This window comes from Nocardia jinanensis (assembly GCF_014645735.1).
GTDB lineage: Bacteria > Actinomycetota > Actinomycetes > Mycobacteriales > Mycobacteriaceae > Nocardia > Nocardia jinanensis.
This window is the reverse complement of record NZ_BMMH01000001.1, coordinates 987,944-1,013,353: the sequence shown is the minus strand read 5'-3', so window position 1 is coordinate 1,013,353 and position 25,410 is coordinate 987,944. Positions and strand designations below refer to the sequence as shown.

19 protein-coding genes are annotated in these 25,410 nt (G+C 63.6%); 15 read left to right on the top strand and 4 right to left on the bottom strand.

Going from position 1 to position 25,410, the window contains the following annotated elements; genetic code table 11:
- Together IEY68_RS04675 and IEY68_RS04670 are read left to right on the top strand one after the other, a co-directional pair.
- Window positions 1–209, top strand: a 209-nt coding sequence (locus IEY68_RS04675) for a hypothetical protein (RefSeq protein ID WP_229718592.1), incomplete at its 5' end; no start/stop codon positions are given.
- A gap of 142 nt (window positions 210–351) precedes the next feature.
- Window positions 352–1,185: an SAM-dependent methyltransferase gene (locus IEY68_RS04670; protein WP_062995635.1), complete on the top strand. Its 834-nt coding sequence runs from the start codon at window positions 352–354 to the stop codon at window positions 1,183–1,185.
- Here IEY68_RS04670 and IEY68_RS04665 read toward each other — a convergent pair whose 3' ends face one another.
- A complete protein-coding gene (locus IEY68_RS04665) occupies window positions 1,186–2,373 on the bottom strand; it encodes an aminoglycoside phosphotransferase family protein (RefSeq protein ID WP_063916166.1) in 1,188 nt (395 codons plus the stop codon).
- Between the two features lie 215 nt (window positions 2,374–2,588).
- Window positions 2,589–3,575: an AraC family transcriptional regulator gene (locus tag IEY68_RS04660; RefSeq protein WP_062995631.1), complete on the bottom strand. Its 987-nt coding sequence runs from the start codon at window positions 3,573–3,575 to the stop codon at window positions 2,589–2,591.
- A 355-nt stretch (window positions 3,576–3,930) separates the two neighbouring features.
- On the opposite strand from IEY68_RS04660, the gene IEY68_RS04655 reads away from it, so the two are divergent.
- The gene (locus IEY68_RS04655; RefSeq protein WP_373292940.1) at window positions 3,931–5,175 is read left to right on the top strand and encodes a cytochrome P450 family protein; all 1,245 of its coding nucleotides are present in this window, start codon (window positions 3,931–3,933) and stop codon (window positions 5,173–5,175) included.
- A 42-nt stretch (window positions 5,176–5,217) separates the two neighbouring features.
- On the opposite strand, the gene IEY68_RS04650 is transcribed toward IEY68_RS04655, so the two are convergent.
- A complete protein-coding gene (locus tag IEY68_RS04650; RefSeq protein ID WP_062995629.1) occupies window positions 5,218–5,619 on the bottom strand; it encodes a VOC family protein in 402 nt (133 codons plus the stop codon).
- Between the two features lie 119 nt (window positions 5,620–5,738).
- Between IEY68_RS04650 and IEY68_RS04645 the strand changes: the two genes are divergently transcribed.
- The 12 genes from IEY68_RS04645 (at window position 5,739) to IEY68_RS04595 (ending at window position 22,923) form a co-directional block, all read left to right on the top strand.
- Complete coding sequence (locus IEY68_RS04645) at window positions 5,739–6,521, top strand: AraC family transcriptional regulator (protein WP_189094034.1); 783 nt, start codon at window positions 5,739–5,741, stop codon at window positions 6,519–6,521.
- A 259-nt stretch (window positions 6,522–6,780) separates the two neighbouring features.
- A complete protein-coding gene (locus tag IEY68_RS04640) occupies window positions 6,781–7,251 on the top strand; it encodes an RDD family protein (RefSeq protein ID WP_062995627.1) in 471 nt (156 codons plus the stop codon).
- 254 nt (window positions 7,252–7,505) lie between these two features.
- A complete protein-coding gene (locus IEY68_RS35920; RefSeq protein ID WP_268241617.1) occupies window positions 7,506–7,973 on the top strand; it encodes a DNA cytosine methyltransferase in 468 nt (155 codons plus the stop codon).
- Window positions 7,967–8,500, top strand: coding sequence for a DNA cytosine methyltransferase (locus IEY68_RS35915; RefSeq protein ID WP_373292939.1), 534 nt, complete (start codon window positions 7,967–7,969; stop codon window positions 8,498–8,500). Before IEY68_RS35920 ends, IEY68_RS35915 begins: the two co-directional genes overlap by 7 nt.
- Before the next feature lie 38 nt (window positions 8,501–8,538).
- Window positions 8,539–9,729 carry a DNA cytosine methyltransferase gene (locus tag IEY68_RS04630; protein WP_063916165.1) on the top strand — a complete coding sequence of 397 codons (1,191 nt, stop codon included), beginning with the start codon at window positions 8,539–8,541 and terminating at the stop codon, window positions 9,727–9,729.
- A gap of 544 nt (window positions 9,730–10,273) precedes the next feature.
- Window positions 10,274–12,844, top strand: a complete 2,571-nt coding sequence (locus IEY68_RS04625; RefSeq protein ID WP_062995625.1) for a Z1 domain-containing protein — start codon at window positions 10,274–10,276, stop codon at window positions 12,842–12,844.
- Complete coding sequence (locus IEY68_RS04620) at window positions 12,844–13,860, top strand: PD-(D/E)XK motif protein (protein ID WP_308434942.1); 1,017 nt, start codon at window positions 12,844–12,846, stop codon at window positions 13,858–13,860. The genes IEY68_RS04625 and IEY68_RS04620 overlap by 1 nt, the downstream gene beginning before the upstream one ends.
- Window positions 13,857–15,818: a hypothetical protein gene (locus IEY68_RS04615; RefSeq protein WP_062995621.1), complete on the top strand. Its 1,962-nt coding sequence runs from the start codon at window positions 13,857–13,859 to the stop codon at window positions 15,816–15,818. The genes IEY68_RS04620 and IEY68_RS04615 overlap by 4 nt, the downstream gene beginning before the upstream one ends.
- Window positions 15,818–16,714 carry a hypothetical protein gene (locus IEY68_RS35910; protein WP_229718591.1) on the top strand — a complete coding sequence of 299 codons (897 nt, stop codon included), beginning with the start codon at window positions 15,818–15,820 and terminating at the stop codon, window positions 16,712–16,714. The genes IEY68_RS04615 and IEY68_RS35910 overlap by 1 nt, the downstream gene beginning before the upstream one ends.
- Window positions 16,714–17,535, top strand: coding sequence for a DUF6339 family protein (locus IEY68_RS04605; RefSeq protein WP_062995619.1), 822 nt, complete (start codon window positions 16,714–16,716; stop codon window positions 17,533–17,535). The genes IEY68_RS35910 and IEY68_RS04605 overlap by 1 nt, the downstream gene beginning before the upstream one ends.
- A 1,216-nt stretch (window positions 17,536–18,751) precedes the next feature.
- Entirely contained in the window at window positions 18,752–19,288 is a 537-nt protein-coding gene (locus tag IEY68_RS04600; RefSeq protein WP_189094031.1) for a hypothetical protein, read from the top strand.
- 203 nt (window positions 19,289–19,491) lie between these two features.
- Window positions 19,492–22,923: a phosphotransferase gene (locus IEY68_RS04595; protein WP_189094030.1), complete on the top strand. Its 3,432-nt coding sequence runs from the start codon at window positions 19,492–19,494 to the stop codon at window positions 22,921–22,923.
- Here the strand turns inward: IEY68_RS04595 and IEY68_RS04590 are convergent.
- Window positions 22,920–24,977, bottom strand: coding sequence for a S8 family serine peptidase (locus IEY68_RS04590; protein WP_229718590.1), 2,058 nt, complete (start codon window positions 24,975–24,977; stop codon window positions 22,920–22,922). The two genes, IEY68_RS04595 and IEY68_RS04590, sit on opposite strands and share 4 nt — an antisense overlap.
- Window positions 24,978–25,410: the final 433 nt, after the last annotated feature.

Below are 25,410 nucleotides of genomic sequence, written 5' to 3'. Positions count from 1 at the left end.
CCTCGCCCGCCGGCGCCCGAATCAGCGCCCGCAGCTTGACAGTTAGCGGAATCGGAGGTCTATCCGAGCAAGAGACCAGGGAATTCACGGTAGAGCTGGCCGAAGTACTGTCGGACGCTGCCGAACTGGATGCGGATCTCGCGGTTCGCGAAACACTCGCGGGCTGGCGGGCCATACTTCTCGCAGTACTGCTGACGCTTCTGCAGTGAACGGATTGATACCGGTGGAGCACCGGTATCCGTTGCCGGACAATCGAATCGGCCGACCGCCGGACCCGCGGCAGGGACGCGAACCCGGGTGGAGTGGTTAACTCGATGCGACGGACGTCATCGCCGGAGTGAGGAGTGGACCGTGGTCGAACGCAAAGGGACAGTGGACCTGCGGCAGGACCGGGCGCACAGTGCCCGCATCTACGACTATTTCCTGGGCGGAAAGGACAATTACCCGGCCGATCGGGAGGCCGCGGCGAAGATCGAGCAGGCCATTCCCTCGGTGCGGGGTGTCGCGCGGGACAATCGCGCGTTCATGGTTCGGGCAATGCGTCATCTGGGCGACCTGGGTGTCCGCCAGTACCTCGATATCGGTACCGGTATCCCCACCGAACCGAATCTGCACCAGGTGGTTCAGGAATCGGCGCCCGACGCCCGGGTGGTGTATGTGGACAACGATCCGATCGTGCTCGCCCACGCACGGGCGCTGCTGATCGGAACCGCCGAAGGCGTAACCCAGTACGTGCAATCCGATCTGACCGATCCGGCGCGGATCCTGTCCGCCCCCGCGGTCCGCGAAACCCTGGACTTCGCGGAGCCGGTGGCGTTGAGCCTCATCGCGCTGTGTCATTTCGTCCCCGGCGACCGAATCTACGACATAGTCGATACTCTGCTGGCGCCGCTGCCGTCCGGTTCCTACCTGGTGATGACCCATCTGACCACCGATTTCGATCCGGCCATGGTCGAGGGCACCGTGCGGGCGTACCGGGCCAGCGGGATCGAGATGGAAGCTCGCGACTACGAGGGAGTTTCCCATTTCTTCCGTGATATGGAGTTGCTGGAGCCCGGAATCGTCGCCATCGACACCTGGTATCCCGAGGGGGAACAGTCGCGGGCGGCGGGCGTCACCGAGTTGCCGACCGGCGCTCCCCGGCCGCCCGCCGCCGGCTACGCGGCCGTTGGTCGCAAGAAGTAGCTAGCTGTCGACCGCTCGCAACGCCTCCAGGTCCATGATCGCGGTGGCGGTGCGGTGCACGATCGCGCGGCAAACCTCGGCCGGCTGGAACTCCGGCATCAGGGCACTGCGCCCGATGGTGATCATCCAGGCGAAATACGGGTAGAGCGACTGCTGCCGGTAGGCCAGCCAGGCGGCTTCGGAGGACAGCGCGGGCCCGCCGGCCGCGCACAGCCGGTCGACATAGAAGGCGATCAGTTCACGCTCCCAGGCCCGCCGATCGGCGACCTCCAGCCCGGAGGTGATCGTGTACGCCACGTCGAACGCCCAGCTGCCGCGCATCACCAGCTGCCAATCGGTGAATCCCATACTGCCGTCGGCGCAGATGTAGGCGTTGCCGATATGCGGGTCGCCGTGCAGCAATGTGTGGGGGCCTTGTCCGGCGATCGAAAGAGCGCGGCCGCAGGCGTCATAGAGTTCGTCCTGCACCGCCGGCAACGTGTCGGGCACGATCTCGGGGGCGCGTTTCAGACCGACTTCCGCCCGCTTCCGCATCCCGAGCAGCCGGTCGAAATTGCGGAAATGCGCGCCCGGTGTCTTCAACCAGTCGTGCGCGTTCAGCCGCGGGGACTGCCAGTAGTGCCCGTGCCAGCGGGCCATATTCGCCAGCAGATCCTCCATCTGCTCCCGGGTGACCCGTTCCAGCGGTGTGCAGAAATGGGCCTGCCTGGTGGCACTCACATCCTCGAGCAGAGTCAGCGATCGGCCGGTGCGCGTATCCGCTGCTCCGAAATAGCCCCGGGGTGCTTCGATATCGAGCCCCGGCCGCAGATGCTGGAAGAATCCCGGTTCACCGGGCAGCGCGTGCGCCAGGTACTGCGTCAGACGCTGAGTGAAGGTCAGTGTCGTCTTGGCGAACAGATGCTCGGGCAGCCCCGCCCGGCGTCCGGTCTCGTTGTAGCGGATGGTGGCCTTCCACCGGCTGGTCGTTCCCGCGTCCGCCTCCGCGATATCGAACGATTCCACCTTCGCCCCGGGGCAATCGGCCGTGAGCACTCGGTTGAACCACTGCGCGTCGACTTCGCTCTCGCGCATCGGAATTCCGACGTCCCGGCGCGACGACAGCTTCTCCGCCAGTATGTGCCCGCCCAGTTTCAGGACCCCCGGCAGCACACCCTCCGACCGACCGCCGGTAGCTGTTTCACCCATCGCATCGCCTTCCTGGGCTCGTGACGCCGCACAACTGTCCGGCGGATCGCAAGTATGGGTCAGCCGGGCCGACGGCGCACCGGTCGCGCACTACCGGCGCTCACCTGGATTCGAGGCGTTCACCTGCGGATACTCGTCCCTTCCGGTGTGACAAAGCCCTTCTGAAATGGCGCCGTACGCCCCGCGCGCGGCACGCCCGCCGCCCGCCGGCCACGTCAGCTCCGCGCCGACCACCGGTGCCGGGCCCGCCGCAGCGTGCCCGGGTCGGAATAGCCGATCCGCCGGGCCAGCGCGGTCTGCGTATCGTCCGGGCTGTGCCGCACCCGCTGTTCCAGCAGCGTCGCCCGGGCGCGGTCGAGTTCTCGTGACCACGTGGTTCCCTCGTCGGCCAGTCGCCGCTGCAGACTGCGCCGACTCGTCGCCAGATACCGCGCGACCTGGTCGATGGTCACCCGCCCGTCACCGAGTAGCAGGGTGAGTGCCTGATGCACCTGTCCCGTCCAGGTGATTTCGAGCCGCGGCGGTGGCGGTAGCAGCGCGGTGTACCGGCGGAGGATATCGGCGAGCACCGGATCGGCTGTGCGCAGCGGCAGCATGAGATCGGACGCGCGGAAGGTGATCTGATCGGTCGGGGCGCCGAAATCGACCCGCCGCGTGCCGAACATCTCGACGAACCGGTCGTGCCGTCGCGGTGGCGGCTGCCGGAAACGGATCCGGATCGGATGCACATGCCGCCCCGTCGCATTCCGCGCCCGGGTCACCACCGCCGCCAACGCGAACTGGGTGGCCAGTTGCCGGCCCCGGCCGAGCCCGCTCAGCAGGCGGATATCCGCGCTCGCTTCGTCCTCGGAATCGCCGAGCACCGCGAAACCCACATTGGTGGTGATCAGTTCGGCGTATTCCTCGGAGCGGGCCAGTCCCTCGCCCAGGGTCGGCGCGGTACTGAACAGATAGTCGTGCACTCCGAAGTGGCCCAGGGTGTTCCTCGCACCGACCCGCAGGGCGATATCGGGTTCGGCCAGTTCGTATTCGAGCAACTCCCACAGTCGGAGCTGATAGTTGCTGGACACCATGGTGTCCGCCGTGTTCAGCACCCAGTCCGGCAGTTGCGCCGCGTGGGTGAGCTGCCGCCGCACCGCCGCGTTCACGCCGGTCTGGTCCAGTATGAAGTTCGGGAACGAAATGCTCTCTACCGTATCCAATCGCGAACACACCTAATCAGCGCAAGTTCATACCGGGAGGCCCGGAGTGTGTCGACCATAGCCTGGTCGGCGGTCCGGCACCGGGCCCGGAAGCACCGGTCCCGTGGCTGAGCTCGGTACCAGTTCATCGCATCGGGCATTTCGGCGCGTTTCGCCCGCTGCCGGGCACCGTTCGCCCCGTCCGGTAGGTGGCGCAGACGCCGCCGCCCACCGCAGGTGGACGGTTGTGCGATATCGGCGCGGATCGCTCGATGCCCGGCACCATCGGCACTGTTCGCCGGACCCCGGCGGCTGACAACATCGGCGGATCGGCCGACCGATATATGTTGTGAGACAAGCTGTTAGGACAGAACGATTGGCGCAGCGCAATCCCGCGCGATTCCCACCGGCCCCGCCGAACGCCCACCGCGCTCGGACCGGTGATCCGGTACCTCTGTACGCACCGGAGTTCGCCGCCGACCCCCACCGCGCCTACCACGAAATGCGGGCCAGATGGGGTTCGCTGGCGCCGGTGGAGCTGGCGCCGGGAGTCCCCGCGACGCTGGTCATCGGATACAGCACCGCCCTGCGGGTCCTCAACGATCCGGAGCGCTTCCCCGCCGATCCCCGTACCTGGCAGCGGGACGTCCCCGCCGACTGCCCGGTCCTGCCGATCATGGAGTGGCGACCCACCGCGAGCCGCAACACCGGCGCCGATTTCCAGCGCTACCGGCAGGCCATCACCGTCAGTATCGGCGCCGTGGACCTGCACCCGCTGCACACCACTGTGGAGCAGGCGGCGATCCCGCTGATCAACACCTTCTGCGAAACCGGCGCCGCCGACCTGATCGGCCAGTACGCCTTTCCGTTGACCTTCGCCCTTGTCAACGCCCTGCTCGGCTGCCCGGCCGAGATCGGTCAGCGCGTCGCCACCGGGATGGCCGCACTGGTCGAGGGAATCGACGCGGAGCAGGGCAATCAGATGATCAGCGCGGCGATGCTGGAGCTGGTCGCACTCAAACGGGCCGAGCCCGGTAACGACATCACCTCACAATTGCTGCGGCATCCCGCCGCCCTCGACGAAGCCGAAATGGTCCATCAGGTCGCCGGACACTACGGCGCCGGTATCGAATTCCAGCAGAACCTGATCGCCAACACCCTGCTGCTCATCCTGACCGACGACCGGTTCGGCGGCAGCGTCCTGGGCGGCAGCCTGTCCACCCTCGACGCCCTGGACGAAGTCCTGTTCAACGATCCGCCGCTGGCGAACTTCCTCATCACCTACCCCCGCCACCCCGTCCTCGTCGACGATGTGTGGCTGCCGGCCCACCAGCCTGTCCTGGTCAGCATGGCCGCCTGCAACAACGATCCCGCCGTCCACGCCGCCGACCACCTGGGGAACCGCTCCCACCTGGCCTGGGGTATCGGGCAGCACGCCTGCCCCGCCCAGCCGCTGTCCTATCTGATCGCCCAGAGCGCCATCGACCAGCTGCTCGACGCGCTGCCGGAAATGGAACCCGCGCTACCGGACGGTGTGCCGACCTGGCGGCCGGGCCCCTTCCACCGGGCCCTGGCCGAGCTACCGGTCACCTTCACCCCGATGACCAAGCTGAACATCTGACGGCACCCCGGGCCGTGAGCAAACGGCCGGGGCACCTGCTGGTCAGGGTCGTCCGGGCAACGGTGCGAAGAGATCGACGGTATTGCCGTCCGGGTCGTGGACCACGGCATAGCGCTGCCCCCAGACGGCGTCCCACGGCTCCCTGTGCCCGTGGAAGCCCGCCGCCACCACCTCCTGGTACAGCGCGTCGACATCGGCCGGGCTCGCCGTCGCGAACGCCAGTGCCACCGGGTGGCCGCCGGATGCCGGGGAAAAGCCGGGATCGAAACTCCGGATGGTGTCGAGCGTGTCCCAGGCCAGCCGCAGACCGTTCGGAAGTACGGCCTCGACATGGGGTTCGGTGCCATCGGCCTCCGGTGTCTCGACGCCGAGCACCCGGTAGAAGGCCAGCGAGCGCACGAGATCGGTGGTGACGATTCCGATGAGGTCCAGGGATACGGTCATAATTCGTTCCTTTCTTCGCGGTGCGATGGCGCGGTCTGCGGAAAGCAGCCGCCGGCCGCGTGCCGACACCGGCCCGGCGTAGCGTTCGAATCGACGACACGACACGAGGCAGGTGGGATATGCACGCATACGGCGCCCACTCCATCGGGAAATACGGTTCGGACGATAGGCACGGTGCCGCCGCCGGTCTTGTACGAAACGGACACGACGGCAGCCGGTACCGAGAGGTCCGCTTCGCCGGCACCCGATCCGGTTTCGTCTGCGCCTGGACGCATCGCAGCGGCGGGGGAGTCGCCCGGATTGTTCCGGACAACCACGCCGACTTCATCGTGAGCAGCACCGGCGACCGCTGGCTCGTGGGCCCCGCCACCACCGTCGATCTACCGGAACTCCCCGCCGGCACGCTGCTGCACGGAGCCCGGATCCACACGGCTGCCCTGCGCGCGGTCACCGGAGCGCACGGACCCGAACTGCGGGACACGAAGATCCCCATCGACGATCTACTGCCCAGCCGCATCGCCCGGATACTGACCGAAAGCCTCACCGAGGGACGGTTCGGCGAACCGCTCGCCCGGACACTATGGCCGGACCTGCGCATCGACGCCCGTGTCGACACGGCAGTGGCCGCGCTGACGGATAGCGCCGTGAGCATCGAAACCCTGGCGAACCACCTCGCCGTCACACCCCGCCACCTGCGGCGCCTCGTGGAAACCGAAGCCGGCCTCACCCCCAAGACCGTGCAACTGATCGGTCGTCTACAGCGCGCGATCCGCCTGGTTCGCGGCGAACCGGATATGCCGCCGGCACTGGTCGCCGCGGCCGCCGGATACTCGGATCAGGCGCACTTCGGGCGGGACGCTCGTCGCCTCACCGGCGTAACCCCCGCAGCTCTCGGTCCCTGATCCGTTCGGGCCCCCGAGCCCGGAACGGTCGCTATCCGACAGCAAACACATCCGCGCCACTCGGCTCCCTCGCTCGCCCCCGCGCCGGAATCTGCACTGTTTTCGCACTTCAGAAAGGTTGAATCCCCAACTCGGGTTGGACACGAATCAGCGTCGAAGGGGTCGTCGCCACCTGTGCGTATGACATCCTTGGAGCTCGATATGCCGTGATCGGCATCGGACAGGCAACCGAGTCACACAGCGTTCGCTAGGAGGCGTGATGACCGCAGGTGGATTCGACCCCGCATTCAGCCAGACCACCAGTATCAGACCGGCAGGACTGGGCAAACGCGCGGTGGCCAGGTTCGTCGACTGGATCATCGCCGGCATCATCGGCGCCCTCTTCTTCTGGCTCCTCGGCTCGGTGTGGGACCTGCCGGACTGGGTCTCGGTCCTCCCGGGCGCAGCCTTCGGCTGGCTCTACTTCGTCGCCTTCGAGGTGTCCTCGGGGTCCACCCCGGGTAAGAAGCTGCTCGGGCTGCACGTCAACGGGTCGGGTCGGGCACCGAAACCCAGCCTCAAGGACTCCGCGATCCGCAACGCGTACATGCTGCTGAACCTGATCCCGTGGGTGGGCGGGTTGCTGTGGTTCATCGCGGCGATCGCCATCGCGTTCACGATCAGCTCGAGCCCGACGAAACAGGGCTGGCACGACAACGCGGCGGGCGGGACGCAGGTCATCGATACGTAGTACTCGCTCGGAATCTCCGCCTTCGCCGGAATTACCTGTTGAAAGCTGTCGTCGCCGATCGGCGACGACAGCTTTCTCGTCCGAACTCACCACTGAGTTCACCGGGATAGATCAGGATTCGACAGACCTGCCCATCCTTACCTCAGGTGCTCGGAAAGCGCTGCGTCGGAATAATTCTCCGGACCAGGGGAACCCGACATCACTTGACGGTATCCTGAGTTCTGGCGCGAACCGGGGTGGAGAGTGGGGCGTCGATGTCGAAGTCGAGGCGGCGGCTGAAGTCGCTGGAGATTTGTGCCGGTGCAGGCGGGATGGCGCTCGGTCTCGAGCAGGCGGGATTCGACCCGGTTGCTCTGGTCGACAACCGGGATGTGGCCTGTGCGACGTTACGTGCGAACAGACCGAAGTGGCATGTCATCGAACGGGATCTGCTGAGTCTCGAACCGGGAGCCGATCTTCCCCCTGCCGAGGATATCGACCTTCTATCGGCGGGTCTGCCCAGAGTGCGCTCGGCAGCCACAGCTTCCCGCCCACGTGGTGACGGTCGGGAACTCGAACTGCTGGAGACGGCCGGTCGATGGGTCTGGCAGCTGAGACCGCGGGCAGTGCTATTGGAAAATGTGCCGGACCTCGTCAGGCGGGCGGGCTATGCCGAAAGCCGCTCTTATGTGGGGAGAAATACCTCGACGATGCCGGTTATGACTTCAGCTGGCACGTGGTGAACGCCTCTGACTTCGGTGTACCGCAGCACAGGGAGCTCGGAATACTTGTAGCTTTTCGAGACCGCGGGCTCACGGAGTTCGAAGCCGCCCTCGACCCGGTGACAGTGACCCCTCATCTGACAGTCGGTGCTGTCCTCCGGACGTCGATGGCTTCCCGGGGCTGGTCGCAGGCCGAAGAATGGGCGACGTATGCCGACCGGCCGGCGCCGACGATTGTCGGAGGTTCGTGGGATCGGGGCGGCGCCGATCTGGGCCCTGCGGGGTCGCAGCAAGGCTGGGCCCGATTGGGTGTCGAAGGGAAGTCGCTGAGGGATGCACCGCCTGCAAGCGACTTTCTCTGGAATCCCGATCTGCCCGAAGGGCGGGTACAACTCACCGTCGACCAGATCGCCGAGCTCCAAGCATTCCCTGGCCACTGGCAGGTTTGTGGCCGTAAAACAGCTCGTTATCGCCAGATCGGTAATGCGACGCCACCTCCTGTGGCCCGAGCCCTGGGAGCGGCGGTGCGCGTGGGACTGTCTGTCTGAGGTCTTCGACCTGGTCTCGCGCCGGCTATGCTCCGTTGGTGTTTGCCGATCGTCAGCCCACCACCGAAGAGTATGCCGATACCGTCGACCTGTTCGCAGGGCCCGGTGGCCTCGATGTCGCTGCGCGATGGCTGGGTCGCGAGGTGTACGGCTTGGAATGGGACGCCGACGCCTGCCGCACCCGAGAGGCGGCAGGGTTCAATTTCGAGCGCCACGATGTACGTGACCTGGGCCCGGAATCTTTTCCCGCCGCTACGATGCTGACCGGCGGGCCGCCCTGCCAGACCTTCACTGTCGCCGGCAACGGTGCCGGTCGGTCGGCTCTGGACACAGTGCTGGGGTTCATCGCTGCCATGGCTGCCGGCAATCCGGTACAACGGGATTTGGCGAAGCTGGACGACGAGCGCACCGGCCTGGTCCTGGAGCCACTGCGTTGGGCACTCGAGGCAGCCGCGCTCGGGCGCCCGTTTCGGAATATCGTTCTCGAGCAGGTCCCCGCAGTGCTTCCGGTGTGGGAGGCAATGGCTGAGGTACTGCGCGACAAAATGCAATATCAGGTGGTGACCCGCGTGCTACATACCGAAATGTACGGAGTACCACAGACTCGTCGGCGGGCGGTTCTCATCGCTTCTCTCGATGGACCACGGGCAATTCCACGACCGACGCACCGGAGCTACCGAAAAGCGGGATTGCGGCCCGCCGACGACTGGCGGCTGCCCAGATGGAAGACTATGGCCGATGCCCTTCCACATCGCCCGAGACCGTTCGAGGTCATCTCGAACTATGGAACTGGCGGGGACCCCAAACTGCGTGGTGTCCGCAACGCGGACCAACCGTCTGCCACGGTAACCGGCAAGATCTCCCGCAACAAGGTTGTGACCGACGGGGGTAGCGACAGGTTTCAGGACTGGGAAGCAGGCAGACTGCAGAGCTTTCCAACAGACTTCCCCTGGAGCGGTGGCGCCGTCGCACAGCAAATCGGGAACGCAGTGCCGCCGCTCTTCGGGCTCCACGTCCTCTCTGCTGCACTCGGGTGTCAGGTCACCCGCGAACAAGCGGATGAGGTATTCGGGCTGCGGTGGGCCCAGGTGCCGGCAGGGGAGGGCGAAGTGCCCAGCGTCTTGGTCGAACTCCGTGAACGGCTGTGCTCTGCGGTAGACGCTACCGAAGCGGCAACTTCGGAACGTAACGAGCAGGAACTCAGCTACCAATCGGCTCTCTTTCCCTAGTTCGACTCTCCTTCTGCATTTCTCCGACTCCGAGTCGTCTCGCCCTGGAGCCGGCATCGTGTACTCGCCTGCTCGGTGAAGTATGCCGCGACTGGATCGAGCCGCAGGATCGTGATGTGTCGACGCTCGGTCACAGCAGGCCAGGCTACCGACGAGCCGGGCTCGGCCAGGGGCTGTGATGGGGGCGGCCTTCGATATCGCGTCGGAGCGCACCTAGTCAAGACAGAACGGGCCCTGTAACGAGCGACCCTCGCAGTGGATATTCAGGTACCTGGACCGCGATGGGTCCTACCGAACCCGACTCGAGGTCGCAGTGAGTGCATGTTCGACCCTGCCACACGATCGTCCATCTGGTCTTGTCACTTCGCGCCCAGCGCTCCAGGATGCATGCAGTCGCTCGATATCCGTTCAGCTCTGCGGGATTCGATAGCTGCGGGGATCGTTCGAATCAATCGCGAAAGCCACCATGACGGCCTAGTGTTCGACCTACCACGGATCTGTCGGTCACAGTCCGTGAGTGAGCAGGGGATGACAGGGAGTATTGATGAGTCAGTTGATCGATCACCAGTTCGAGGATCAGTACGAGGCCTTCAAGTCGTACTTGAACCAGGACACTCCCGCTGAGGCGATCAAGAAGCTGAAGCTCTTCGCACCGGCCGAGATAATCCGGCGGATCCAGGACCGCTATGACCGCGACATGATCCAGATCAAGGACATGCAGGAGCCGCGCTCAGTTGTCATCGACAACTACGAGACCTGGTACACCGGGCCGCATTCCGAGGACCGGCTGTGGCCCGCCATAACTGATGGTTTGACTCGCCAGGGTTGGCCCCAGGATCCGGCGATCGACAGCCTCGACGCATCTTCGACTCGGATCGTTTCCCTGCTGCGACACCCTCGGGAACGGAGCTTCTCCACCCGCGGCCTCGTCGTAGGCTATGTCCAATCCGGAAAGACAACGAACTTCACAGCCGTCATGGCGAAGGCTGCCGACCGTGGATACAAACTCTTCATCGTGCTTGCAGGTGTTCACAACGGGTTGCGGCGTCAGACGCAAGCTCGTCTCATAGATCAATTGATCAAGCCGAATCGCAGTCTCTGGTCACAGATCACCGATCTCGACCACGACTTCCGACCTACGGCCAACCCTGCCAGTTTCTTCGGAAAGTCGAACAAGACCCATGTTCTGTGTGTCGTCAAGAAGAATGCAACCGTCTTGCGAAAGTTGGTCAAGTGGCTGGATGATGCCTCGGACTATCTGGCCGACTGCCCAGCCCTGATCATCGACGACGAAGCCGACCAGGCTACGGTCGCCACCACCTCCATCAATCCCTTGATCAGGCAGATTCTGGACACTCTCCCGAAATCGGCCTATGTGGGCTATACGGCCTCGCCCTTCGCCAACCTGCTGATCGATCCGGCTGCCGAAGATCTGTATCCGAAGCATTTCATCGTCAATCTGCCCAAACCGCATGGACACTTCGGCACCGAAGTGCTCTTCGGGCGCTACGCCCTCGATGGCGAAGATCCCAACGAGGTCGATGACGGATACGACATGATTCGCACGGTGCCGGACTCCGATGTGGGTCTGGTTCGGCCGAAGACCAAAGCAGAGGCAGACGGATTCCTTCCGGCGGTCACCGAAACCCTTCGACGTGCGGTGCTCTACTTCTGGCTGTCCACGGCCGCGCGCCGTGTACGCCGTGCCGGAAATCCGCACTGCACCATGTTGATTCATACGAGTGTGCGGACCGCCGTGCACAACGGCTTCGAACCTCCGCTGAAAGCACTCCGCTCCAGGACGATGCAGGGTCTGGGCGACGCCGAGTTGCGCGAAGAGTTGGAGGCGCTCTGGCGGAGTGAGGCGACTCGGGTGCCCTCGGAAGCATTCTGCGAGACCCCTGTCGAATTCGACGATTTGTTCGAATACCTTCCGGGCGTATTGAAAGACTGTCGAGTGGTCATGGACAACTCGCAAAGTACGGATCGACTCGACTACGAGAGTGGCCCCGTTGTTGCTATTGCTGTGGGCGGTAATACTTTGTCGCGGGGGCTGACCCTGGAGGGCCTCTCGGTGAGCTATTTTGTGCGGTCGGTCTCGACATATGACACATTGCTGCAAATGGGTCGCTGGTTCGGCTACCGCAACGGTTATGCAGACCTGCCGCGTATCTGGATGACCGCCGAGCTCGAAGAATGGTTTCGTCACCTTGCCACCGTGGAGACGGAAATGCGCAAGGATATCGATGTCTATATGACCGAGGGTAAGAATCCGATGCAGTTCGCCGTTCGGCTGCGGACGCATCCTGCGCTGCGCGTGACTGCTGCGGCGAAGATGAAGGACGCGGTGAAGGCGGCGTCCTCGTACGGCGGCCTGCGTATCCAAACCCGATATTTCCGGACCGACTCCTCGTGCCTGCTGCGGAACCAGGAAGCGGCACGTGCGCTCGTGACGTCTGCGCTCCGGGACGGTCAGCCCGATGACGGCCTCTCTGACGGTCGGCGCCTTATACGTAATGTCCCCAGTGATCTGGTCCTCGATTTCCTCGCAAAGTACGAATTCCATTCGAATTCGCAGGAGTGCGATGCCGGCCTGATGTCCGACTACATTGAGAAACGCATACGAAATGCTGGCGCACTACGGCGGTGGAATATCGCCATCGTCGGTAATTCTCCAGCGGAAGCTACGGACCTGTTCGAATTCAGTCCTGGAATAGCCGTCGGGACTATCATCCGCTCTCGTTTGGGAGCCCCGCAGGCCGACTACGCCGATATCAAGACCTTGATGAGCCGCCGGGATGCAGCGATAGACCTGGACGACGCGACAGGAAAGAAGACCGAGAAGGAGATCTTCGATGTCCGCAGCCGGCTGTTGCCGGACGTCGGACTGCTTGTGCTCTATCCGATCGACAGGAAATCCGAACCCGTACCGGCGAAGGCCGGACGTCATGCGATCGATGCTCCAGAACACGTGATAGGCGTCGGTCTGGTCTTCCCGCGTCCGAAGGACGACGACAGCACCGTAGCCTGGGAGTCCTCCTACGTTTCGGCCGATCTTTCCGGGATCGAGATCGAGGAGGAGGACTTCAGCCCTCTGGAAGCCGAGGGCTTGTAATGGCGGGGGCCATCGCTGTCGTCATGAACGAACACTGGCGGCAACTGGAGCGCTCCTCACCCCCGCTGCCCGGCGCACTTCGAGTAGCAGAGCTTCCGGTCTCAGCCGGCCGCAGGCCTCTTGCGGCGGCTGTCGACGATGAGGGGAATCGGCACCTACTTATCCCGACAGATAGTTATCAGCGGGTGCGGAAAGGTCTGGACGGTCCGGTCCTTCGGCTTCGAAAGAGGGTCCTCGAGGACAGGGACACTCGGGATTATTTCGCATCGCTGTGCTGCATGCGCAGGGATGTCCATGACATTTTCACGATGCTGTGTGCAGATATCTTGTTCGCGGTCGAAGGTTCCCCGGAGAATCCGGTCAAGCAGCTGAACCTGGTCCTCGATCGCTGGCGAGCGCTCTTCCTGAGCCCGGGGAGTCCGCTGGGGCCGCAACAGCTTTCCGGGCTGTTCGGTGAACTCAGCGTGCTGGCTCGACTATTGGAGGAGAGCGGGAGCGCGCACAACCTATGGCTGGGGCCGAAGGGATACCGACACGACTTTTCGACGGACAACGCGGCTCTGGAAGTCAAAACTTCGGTCGAAGGAAGCGGCAGGGTGGTGCGGGTGCACGGCCTCGAGCAGCTCGAGCCGCCGACGGACGGGACTCTGGGGTTGGTGTGGTTGCGGCTGAGGCAGGCCGCAGCTTCAGGTACGGGGCTGGTCGAACTGGTCAATCGAGTGCTCGACCTCGCGGACGACGAAACCGCGGTTCTCGAATTGTTGAGCTCGGTCGGCTACCGCGTTGCAGACAACGAACACTATGAACAAGTACGTTTCACCGTAGAGGAAGAGCGCTGGTACAACGTCGATATCGCTTTTCCGAAGCTCACTCGCGTAAACCTCGTGGCGAGTGGCGCCTCCGCAAACGTTCGTGATGTCGACTACACCATCGATCTGGGGGTCGAGCCGCCGAAGCCTATGGAGAACAGCGATATAGAACGGTATCTGGCTGCAATGCTCGAGGAGCAGGTATGACCTCGCCCGCGTGGTTTTCCCAGTCGTTTCCACCCGAGGGTGCAAGCACCGCGGAAGGTATCCGTAATCAGCTCGGTAAGCCTGAACTGGACCACCTGACGATCCTTGTGCGTGAATCTGCCCAGAACAGTTGGGACGCACGAGTCGAGGATGAAGCGCAGGTTCACTACCGGATCAATCTGCAGACTGTCAGTGCCGCGCACGCTCCGGCGTGGCGAGAGCATCTACTCCGGAAAGCGCCGGCAAAGCAGTACCTGCCGCTACGAGAGTCGCTTCAGAAGCCCACGATTCGTGTCCTGTCCATCTCCGACCGCGGCACCAAGGGCCTCGGCGGACCGACTCGCGCTGATACCGTCACAGATCAAGGGCGTGACTTCGTCGCATTCTTACGCAATATCGGCGAACCGCGCGATCAGGCGTTCGGCGGAGGCACGTACGGTTTCGGCAAGGGAATCCTGTATCTGGTTTCCAATCCCGGAACTATCCTCGTGCATACGCGGTGCCGGTACGAAGGCCGGTATCAAACTCGACTGATGGCAGCGTCGCTGTGGAAGAGCTTCGATGCCGGAGAAGAAGGCTCGGCGCGTCGGTTCACGGGACGACACTGGTGGGGCGACATATCCGGTGAAGTGGTCGAACCTCTTATCGGAGACGCAGCGGATTCGATGGCCGCGAAGCTGGGCCTTCCGCCGTTCGATCCGACAGAGACCGGCACCACCGTAGTCGTCATCGACCCCAATCTGGAGGGGCTGGGGGCCGCCGATGCGGCCGATTACATCGCAGAAACTATTGCATGGCAGCTATGGCCCAAGATGCTGCCCGGGAGTGACGGTATCGCACCGATGCGGTTCACCGTTGCCTACGACGGGATAGAAGTATCTGTCCCGGATCCGATGAAGCACCGGCCTCTGCGAATGTTCGCACGTGCGTATGCGGAGATGGCGGGGTCCGGGGGCGAGGATCTGCACTGGCGGCGGACCAAGCTTCTCGGTCGGTTCGGTCTCGATCACACGATGGCGCCACGGTTCGAGCTCAGCCGAGCGGCCGAGATGGCCGGGTTCGGCGAGGGGCGAGTCCATCACGTCTGTCTCATGCGTCCCGCCGAGCTCGTGGTCTGCTACTGGCCGGGTCCGGATACGCCGAGTGAAGTGGTCGCGTATGCGGGCACGTTCCGAGCCGACGAGTCGATGGACGAGACCTACGCGGCGGCCGAACCGCCGACTCACGACAGCTGGAATCCACAGTCGCTCGAACATCCCGACAGTTCCCACGTGAAGACGACCTTCACCAGGCTGAGGGAGCGGATCCAAGCCGCGGTGGTTTTGCACGGAAAGGGGGACGTCGAGGTCGCGGACGTGTCGTTGGGGGCGGCCAGCGATAAACTTGCACCCCTGGTCGGTGGCGCATGGGGCATCGGGTCTGCTACCGACTACGCCCGTCCAGGTGACACCAAGGCGCCGCCACGTAGGCGCCGGTCCACGGTTGCAGCAGATGAGGATTTCCGATCCGAAGAGCCGGTGCCGCCTGATTCCGTGACGGAGCCGGAAGAAATGGAAGTCGGCGGTGGGGAGATCGGTATTCGGACGGACGAGATGGCGGCTCATCGCAAGCCGAAGGTTCGTCGTCCGCGGGTGGACTACGTCGGTGACGCCTATTTGGACGAATACTGGGGGAACGCGGTAGTCGTTCAGGAGTTCCGATTGCCCATTCCAAGCGTGCAGCGCATAAGCGCCACAATTGCTGTTGCGTTGGCAACGGACAGCGGAGTCGAGACCGAGCCTCCTGCGGGTGCTGAAATGCCCGGACTGGTGGGATGGGAAGATCCCACCGGCCAGTTGCACAGTACTCCCACCTTCGTGATCGAGGGCGGCGATGGATCGGTGTGGAAGGCTATCGCCAAGCCTGCTCCGGACACCATGACCGAAATCCATCTGTCCGTAAAGGTGGTGGGGTCCTGATGACTCAGCGTGTTCTCCCGTACCGGACGGCATCCGAAGGGTGCGTAAAGGCCGCCGACTGGTGCTTACTCATCGATGGCGACGAGATCCCGTTGCCCGAGGCATACCCGAATTGGGACTATCAGACAAACTTGAACCTGTGTCGCGAGCTACGGATCGACCGATCCCGAGTACTCAAGGAATCCGGCCTAGCGCCTGATACGGAACTGGTGGTAGCCGCACTCTGGACCTCAACCGGGTCCAAATTGCGGGGTACGTTGCAGCGAGCGGTAGTCCCCGAGTCGGGCGTCATCGAATTATCGGGAACGGTGGTTGGCTCCCACCTCGGCGGCACTGTTCTGCTGGACACGGTCCTGGTGCTCTCCAGACGTCGACACGGGCATGATCGCCCTGTTGCGCCGCGCCGAGCGGGTTCGGTGATGTGGTCCGACCGCACCCAGATTCGACTTCAAGGTGATGCGCCGCAGTTCCCCATCGCCATAGTGGACTTCGTCAAGACGAACTATCCGGAGACAGCCGCTTGGCATCTCGAGATCGGACCCGGTCTCGATTCCGCCACGATGGGTTCGCTGCTGCTGTTGGTGAACGAGCAATATCCCATGATCACCGAAGCCCTTCAGCGCGCCGGAAAACCGACTCCGCAAGATCGGATGGCGTTGGCGATGATCCACGCCGATGTAGCACGCATCATGGTCGAGTATGCTCTTCGGCATCCAGAATTCGACGGTGCTGCGGACTATCTCGACGAGACCATCGGGGCTACCCTCCAAGAACTGTTGGTGCGGCTCTTCCCCGGTCGCTCACTCGCTGATATCAGATTGCGGGCCGAGCAGGCACCGAATGTCTTTGCTTCCGAACTTCAATCCGCAGTCAAGGTCTTCGAAGGAGTTGTGTGATGCTGTTGTATCCGCGGCTCCTGCGTTCGCGTGCCAGGGAACTCGCGGGCCGATATCGTGAACAGGCTGCGGGAGAACTTTCCCGAGAGTGGAAGACGCGCGACGAATCTGCTGTCTTCGTAGCGACCGGGGGAACCCGAGTGAGCGAGGACAGGCTCCGCTGGATGCGAGAGACGATTGTCGACCTCGCGCGCGAGTCGGCGTTCCCCGAAGCCCCCGATCCCGCGCAGAAAGTCACTTTCGATCTGAGTTCGGCACGCATCCTGCATCGGGAAATGAGAATAGCGCCGGCAGAGGCGGCTGCGGGTGATGTGTGGGCTTTCTTGGCCCTGGTGCTTCTTCCTGATATCGCTCATTGGCGTTATCCGAGGCCTCCAGGAGATCGCGTACTCGGTACCGACCTGACGCGGCATGTGTTCGGGAGACTCTGGTGGCGATCGCAGTTCGTTCACTCTTCATCAGAACCGGACCCATACGCTGCCCTCTCGATCCTGGGAGAGTCGGCCTTCGACCAGATCTATGCCCGTCGAGCATCGCTCGGCGGAAGCCCGCATCTGATCAAATCGATCCTCCGAGTTTGGAGGACTCTGGATCTGACCGGGCTGCAGGAGCGCGATCTTCTCCGAGACTTTCTGAAGCGACTGTTGAGATTGGCGCCATTCGTCATGTTCGAGGCACTCGACGAGCAGGCTCTCGACGAAGAGTTGCTGACTGTGGCCCGTGAGACAATTCTGGGCGTACTCGAATCGAAGGGGATGGATACCGGCGAGGCGGTTGTACGTGCGGATCGGGCCACCAGGGTTCGGCATCCGAAAGTCTGACGATCTACTCAACCGATCTTGTGATCGTCCGTCCGGCCGACCCCGGCGATCGCTTTCGTAGTGCATGCGGGGATTGCCCGGATCGTCTGTGAGCGTACGGCTAGTAGCCCTTGTGTCGGTGACTTGCTCTGTAGGTGTCGAGCCTTCGCGCCGGGATCTGCCGGGCAATAACAACTTACGGTCGTAGCAGGGCTCACGCTGTATCGGAGAAGTACTCGGGAATCATCTGGGATACTCGAGTGTGCGAGGAATACCTGGGCAATCCGAACCGGTGGATGCGGAGAGAGTGGGAGGCTGTTCTGTGCTCATAGGAGCGGCAGTCCTGACCCGGTCCGGCCTTCCCGGACTGCCGATCCCATCTGTATCCAGGCTGTGATGTGATCACGACCCGGCAGAGTCCGATCGGCCGGCGCGCGGGTGCTCAGTAGCCCGTGATTCTTCCGCGGATACATGGCTCACGGTGGACCGAGCCACATGCCGGTACTGAAAGTACGGTCGGTCGGCGGGTCGATCTCGACGGGTGAGGGCTCCTGGTTGCGCGCGCCGGTGCTCACCGATACGCGGCACTGTTGAGGACAGTTGGTGGCGCCGCGAAGCCGAACGGATCGGTGGGCGGATCGGTGACAATCCGACCGCCGGGCTGCTGCCGGATATCGTCGTGCTCGCGGGTGCTGGGCCGCCTTCATCCGGATTCTATGAGCACACCTCGTTGTGGCGGATGGAGGCGTGGGGTGCAGTGGGCGCATGGTCGCGCTCGGTGGGCGGTTCGAGACGTGGTTCCCCGGCGTCGGGTGAGTCAGTTGGCGCTGCCGGTTCGTTCGCTCGATACCGCTCGGGAGGTCGATAGCCGGGTCGAGGCTCTGCTGGTCGCGAGCCGTGCGTATCGCGGGGTCACGTGGTTGTGGAACTCCGGGAACGATCATGCTCTCTCGGTAGGCCGTGCCACGGTGCTTTGGTTGCACTATCTGCTCGTGCGGGATTGATCGGTCGCTGCCGTGCCGGCAGAGCTCGAGTGCGTTCGACCGTTGGCGGCACCCGGGCTCCGTGCTGCTACCGAGATGGCTCGAGTAAATTCACCCTGGTCGGTCCGGTCTGCTGCTGCGAGCCTGAGGACATGATGTTTTCCCAGCTCTCGATTGTCGGCCGGAGCGCTGGTCTCGCGTTTCTCGCTGCGCTCACAGCGGTCGCGTGTGCGACAGGTACTGAACATCCGCCGGTGCCGCACCCCGACGAACCCGAGCCGCCGCCTACATCGGCCGGACCGCCCCCGGCCCCGCCCGAGCCCGCTCTCCCCCCGGGACGCCACCCTGTCGTGGTACACGACTGTGATTACAGCGGCGGCTACGAAGTCACCGAGAAACGCAATCACATTCCGGGTGCCACCATCGACGTGCATGCGATCGAGGTATATGAAGCACGTGGTTCCGGCGTGGTCGGCCCTTACTCGGAGGAGGCGGCGGACGTGTTCGTGCACAACACCGCGCGTCCGCAGGTTCTGGTGCTGACCGCGGAAGGTGGGCCCACGGTGTGGCGTGTCCACGCCGATGACGGCGTACGCATTCCGATGGTCGTGCTCGGGAGCGGCGATAGCCGGGTGGAGGGTGTACCGCACGGTATAGAGGTCGTCACCGAACGCAACTGGGCCTCGGTGACAGACCCGGCTCTGGCCGCTCTGGCCGAAAGGTCTGCGACATCGGAAACCGATTGCTATTCGGCAAGCGTGTTCTCGGTCCGCCCGGAACTGAACGGTTGACACGAGTTTGCGGGGCCGATCTCCGGAACAGACATATGGACCGTCGTTCGGTAGCCCGTGGTGTCTGTTACGGAGGACGAGGACGGATGTGGAAGACGACCCTTCCCAGCTGATCGGTGGCCGATAAGCTCTTTGCTGCAATAGGATTCGCACTGAGTCGATTCCGAGGGAACCATGGGTCGACCGCGTCGAGGGGGAACGATATGGCGCTGACCGCACGGTTCCAGCCAGGATCTACACGTCGGCCGTTCGTGGATCGTGAGATCGTGCTCTCCGCGTTCGACAGCGCGCTCGCCGAACTCCCGGATCGTCCCCGCGTGCTGCTGCTGAGCGGCGTCGGTGGGATCGGGAAGTCTCGATTACTCACCGAACTGCGTTCGCGTGTCGGCGCCCGGCCGACGGCGCTGCTGGACTTTCAAGTACCCAGCCAGCGGCAGGCCGCGGAGGCTCTGGTCGCTCTGCGTATCCAGCTCGGTGAGAAGAGAGTCAAATTTCACCGGTTCGATATCGCCTGTGCGGTGCTCTGGCAGCGGCTGCACCCGCATCTCCGATTCACCGGTGACTCGCTCGCGCTCGCGGAGCACAGCGAAATCCTGACCGAGATTCTGAACGACACGACCGGAATCCCGGTGTTCGGGACGGCGGCCAAACTGGTCGAGACCGGGGCGCGCCGCGCGGTCCGCAGTCACCGGATTCGTCACGACCCGGTATTGCAGGAGCTGGATCGGATGAGTTTGGCACAGCTCGAGGAGGCTGTTTCGTATCTGTTCGCCCAGGACCTCTCCGCCGGCACGGCAGGACGCTCCTACGTGATCTTTTTCGATGCCTACGAGGCGATGATGGGCGGGCCGCGGCAAGGTCGGTCCGCCGCGATGGATCTGTGGTTGCGTGATGTCGTCGCCCAGCTGGACACCGGGCTCGTGGTGATCGCCAGTCGCGAACCACTCGGGTGGGAACGGCACGATCCGGAATGGGACGAACGGACCCGTGAAATGCGGGTCGACGATCTGCCGATGGACGCCCGGTACGCACTGCTGGACGCCTGCGGTGTCGAAAACCCCGCCGAACGCGAGGTGATCGCCCGCTCCAGCGCCGGGGTGCCCTTCTACCTGCATCTCGCGATCGACGCCCGGGGGCATCTGGATGGGGTCGGCGCCGATGAGTTGGTGTCACCGGAAGCGATACTCGACCGTTTCCTGCGCTATGTCCCTCACGATGAGATACGCGTGCTCGAACTGCTCGGCGTGCCGCGAACCTTCGATCACGACATCTTCCGCACGATCACCGCTCGCTTCGACCTCCCGGGCAACCCGGTGATCTGGAACTCGCTGATCGCGTACTCGTTCGTCTACTCCGCCGACGGCGATGGCGACCGCTACCAGCTGCACCAGCTCATGATCGCCGCGCTGCGCCGCCGCCTGCCCGACGACGTATGCGCCGAGCTGCATTCGGTCCTGCACCAGCTGTGGTGGGAGCGAGCCCAGGATGCGGGTAATCGGGTCTCGGCGTGGCGCGAAGCCGGATATCACGGGTTGCGGTCGGGTGCTCTCGATGCGGTGGAACTGCTGGGCTACGTGGACCGCATCGTGGCCGGCGGCGGGTATCAGGGCATCGACGGTGTGATCAGTGACCTGGAACGTTACCTGCGCGATGGGGGTGGGAACGTAACAACTATGGCGGAGATCTCGGACTTGGCGACCTGTCTGGAGGCGGAGGGCGCTCTGCTGCTCGGCGACGCGAAAGCCGCCGACCGGTTGACCCGGGATATCGATCTGGCTCGCACCGGGCCGATCGCGGATCGGCTCGCAGTCGCCGCCGGGAACGCGCGCCGCATCCTCGGGGAAACGGATGCGGCGCTGACTATCTACACCTCGGTGTGGGACGGCGGTGCGGGCCGGGCACAGCTCGAAGCCGGGTTGTGGGCGGCGGATCTGCATATGTGCCAGGGCCGATTCGCGCAAGCTCTCGGACTGTGCGAGGAGTTGGTCGCCGCTGCGGGGGACGATCGGGAGCTTCTGGGCGATATCGCCCGTTTGCGCTACCTGTCCTATCGTCTCGCCTTCGATACCGAGACGGCTGCACACTATCTGGTGGAGGCAGAAGATCACTACATCGCCGCTGGCAGCATCGTCGGCCAGGCGAACATTGTGACGAATCGCGCTGAACTGCTGGCGTTGACCGACCCCGGTGCCGCGATCGCCGCCGCCGGTGCCGCCATCGCCGGGCAGCGCGAACTCGGTGCTTTGCACGAACTCGGTAAGTCCTATACCGCGCTGGGGTTGGCCCAGCTGGCTCTCGGAGAGCTCGACGCCGCGGACCGCGCTCTGGCCGATGGATGCGATGTACTGGAACAGGCCGGGTACCGTTCCGGGCGGGCACGGGCCGACCTGTTCCGCGCGGCGGTACACGCCCGTCGTGGTGCGCGGTCGGAGGCGATCCGCTGTGTCCGATGGGCGATCTCCGAACTGGAAGCTACCGAGGTGTATCCCGGTTTGATCCTGGTGGCGCGTGCGGTGCTGTCGCTCTACGGTTGGATCGAACCGGATGTCTCCGACGCGGCGGTACGGGCGCTGGGCCGGATCCAGCCACCGGCACCGGACGCCGACCTCGATCGGGGAGCTCAGCGGCTGATCGCGCGTGTGCTGGGGATCGAGCCGGACCTGCTCTACTACGAAGCCGCGGCTCGAACCGATACGGCGGCAGGGTATTACAACCACAATGTGCGAGTCGACGGAATGCTGGGCGCTGTGAACGTTCGCATTCCTGTCGCGGGTGCGGATGTGATGGATCTGCGGCAGTGGCCCGAAGCGTTGGTGCTGCGGGCGATCGAGGCATCTGTGGTTCCCGCGCCACGACTGCGATGGGAGTCGCGGTCTCCGAAATACCAGATCCACGATTACATCGAGGGCGAATTACTGGACCGGATCGCCCCCAGAGGTGTGGCGGTGCCCGCGCACGTTCCCACGGATGTGGGCGCATTCTTCGGCTCGTTGCGGCAGGTCCCCTCGGACCGGCTACCGACCACACCCGACGAGAACAGAGGCGACCCCGCTTCGTTCGCGCGGCGGCTGTCGGACGTTTCACAGCGCGTGTATCGGGAGGCGAGGGCATCGTTCGGTCGGCTCTATCGAGACCTGGAAGTGCCGCCGGATCCGTTCGCCGGCATCGTCGATTCCTGGACCACACTGCAGACCAGGCCCTTCCGGTTGCTGCACTCGGATGTGCATCGCAAGAACATGATCATTCGAGCCGGCCGGGTCGTGTTCATCGACTGGGAACTGGCGCTGTTCGGCGACCCGGTGTACGACGTCGCAACGCATCTCCACAAGATGGGCTATTTTCCGGACGAGCGGGAAGTTTTGCTGACAGCATGGGCAACCGCGGAGCCTACGGCCGCCGTCGGTGCGTGGGCCACGGACCTGCAAACGTACCTGAACCACGAGCGTGTCAAGTCTGTGATTGTCGATGCTGTCCGCTATACGAAGGTGTTGGCCGAGGGGAGCCGGGGTCCCGAGGAGGAGCAGGCACTCGTTACCAGCCTGGTCGGTAAGCTGACGGCTGGTCGAGCCATCTGGGGCCGTACCGATCCGGTCGACCCCGCACAGGTAGAGGCCGTAATGCGGTCGTGGCACTAGTTCTCCCGCCGCACGCGGGTACTTACGCCGTGGCGGGGATGCCAGTCCACGTCTGCGATCAAGCGCCCCGCTGCCACGCTGAACCTGACGATTGCCGTCGGCTGCTCACCGTCGACATCGAGGAGGCGGACAGAAACATTCTTCGGCAAATCCACGCCGAATGTCGTCAATGCCGTCTCTCGATCTCGACGAAGCAGCTCCTGGAATGCTGTCGAGCCCATCACCTCTCTGACGAGTAGGCGCACACGATCGTTGCGGCCGAGCACGACCAACGTACGGTGCAATTCCTCCAGCGTTGAGCTGGCGACGCCATCGGCAAGCGCGGTTTCATGTGCTTGCACCGCCCGTTCCAGCCGTTCGGCCAGCAGGGGAGGGATCGATTCGTCGGATACGGCGGACTCAGGTGCGAGCACGGACCCGGCCGATCGGAGCGGCCACCACGGCGTGGTAGCCCTGATCACCGCATCGTAGGCATTGATGCGGCCGTAGCCCATCATTCGGCTCCACTTACCGTTGGGACGCAACTCGTTGTACGTCTTCACGTCGTAGGCATTACCTACTTTGTCGGCAGTGGATTCGATGATCTCTCTGACTTTTACGTTGGTCAGCGACGTGTTCCGGCTGATGATCAATGCCGCGAGTCCCGCAACATGCGGCGCGGCAGCGGAAGTTCCGCGAAAATCGGATGTGTAATCATTGCCGACTTCTCCCATATTTCCGGTCCCGCGCACCGTCGTCGTCGGAATCGCTGTTCCGGGCGCCATAACCGAGATCTCGGACTCGAAATTCGACCAGCTTGTTCGATGGTCGTTCTGATCCGTGGCGCCGACGGCGATAACGTATTTGTTGCTTGCGGGAAAATCTGTTGCCGGCTTCCCGGTGCTGTTGTCGAGATCCCCGGGTTTGTCGCCGTTTCCGGCCGAAGCGCACAGCACCACATCGTAGTAGTTGTGAGAGCCTTGGATCTGCGCATCGACGAGCAGGCTCGGTAGTACGCGGAAGCTCATATTGATGACGCGAGCGCCGGAATAGGAAGCAAAGATGATCGCATTCGTGATCTCCGAGTCCGACAGGGTGGTGAGTCCGATGGGCATGATCTTGCACAGACCTGCCATTCCCGAAATTCCTTTGAGGCTGTCCGTCGTAGCCGCGGCCACCCCGGCGACCATTGTTCCGTGACCTCTCGGAGCAAAGGATGTGGCAGGATCTTCCTCACCGATTCCTGGGGAGATTCCCCAGGTCTTGCCTGCCACATATGCCAGATCCGGATGCGTGAGATCGCAGCCCGAGTCGATGACCGCGATCTTCACGCCCGGGTCGCCTCTTGTCCAGTCCCACGCCGTCACTCCGGGACCACCCGCGTCGACCTTCACCATGTTCCACTGTCCGAGGTACGGGGGATCGGCCTTATAGAACGTGTCCAGTGGTTCATATGAATAGGGTGACAGCATCGGCATACTGTCGAACTGGACTCCGTCTACTGTGTGGTCTCCGTTATCCAGCAATCGAGTGCGTAATTCGTACGCGGACGTTGTCGGATCCACCACCCGGTAATACCGATAACAGATCATGTATCGGGACCGTTCGGTGTCCTCCCTTAACGAAGGATGCTCGACAGGTTCTTTGATCAAGAGGACGTCGGGCAGCGGGCAGTACCTTCCCGAAAGTCCGCTTTCACCGGGGTAAACGTATACCGGCGCGATCCAATCGACGTTGTCACCGAACTGGTCTTCGGCTGCGCGGAGAATATCGCTCCGGGCCGCATCGCCGGACAGCGACCGGACCCAGTAGCGCCGCGTGGTGTGGTTTACGCGTGGAGCGATCGAGGATTCGCGATCCCGGGGGTCACCCTCCAGCGTGAGCTCCAGTCCCCGGAGTCTCGGGGCGAAAGCGTCGATATCGATGGGATCTTTCAACCCGAGCAACAGTCGAGTGGGATCGAGCGTCACGGTCGTTTTCGAGTCCCGAACGAGCTCGGATGGAAAGCAATACTCACTTCCGGTGTCCTCGACGCCATAGCTGTTTTCCGATCCGGAGTCCATCGTCGTCACCACCAGTGTTTCCAGAGGTATGTCCGGTCCACGAGGGGCCGGACCTCATGCTGTGACCGATCGACTACTCAGGACATGCCACGTAGACCGGACTCACGGTCGTCCGACCTGATGATGGCGACGTGGACAGTTATCCCCGAACTCGCATTCGTCGAGACTCGGATTCGCTGTGGCCGGTAGCCGGGTGAATCGGCCAGGAACGCTGTGCGCCATGGGGCACAATCCGCACGATGCTGCGGTGTACGCCTGCACGACCGTTCGAGCCACCTCTCGCGATGGCAATCAGGTCAACCATGTGCGGGATTCACGTTTCTCCCACTATCGATAATGAGACGCCCCCATCGTCGACGCAACCCCCCTGATCGAGAAACAGCAGGCCGCCGGAGTTCTCTCAGTGCCCATCTCTGCTCCGAACCCTCGCCGAGCCGTCGACGGC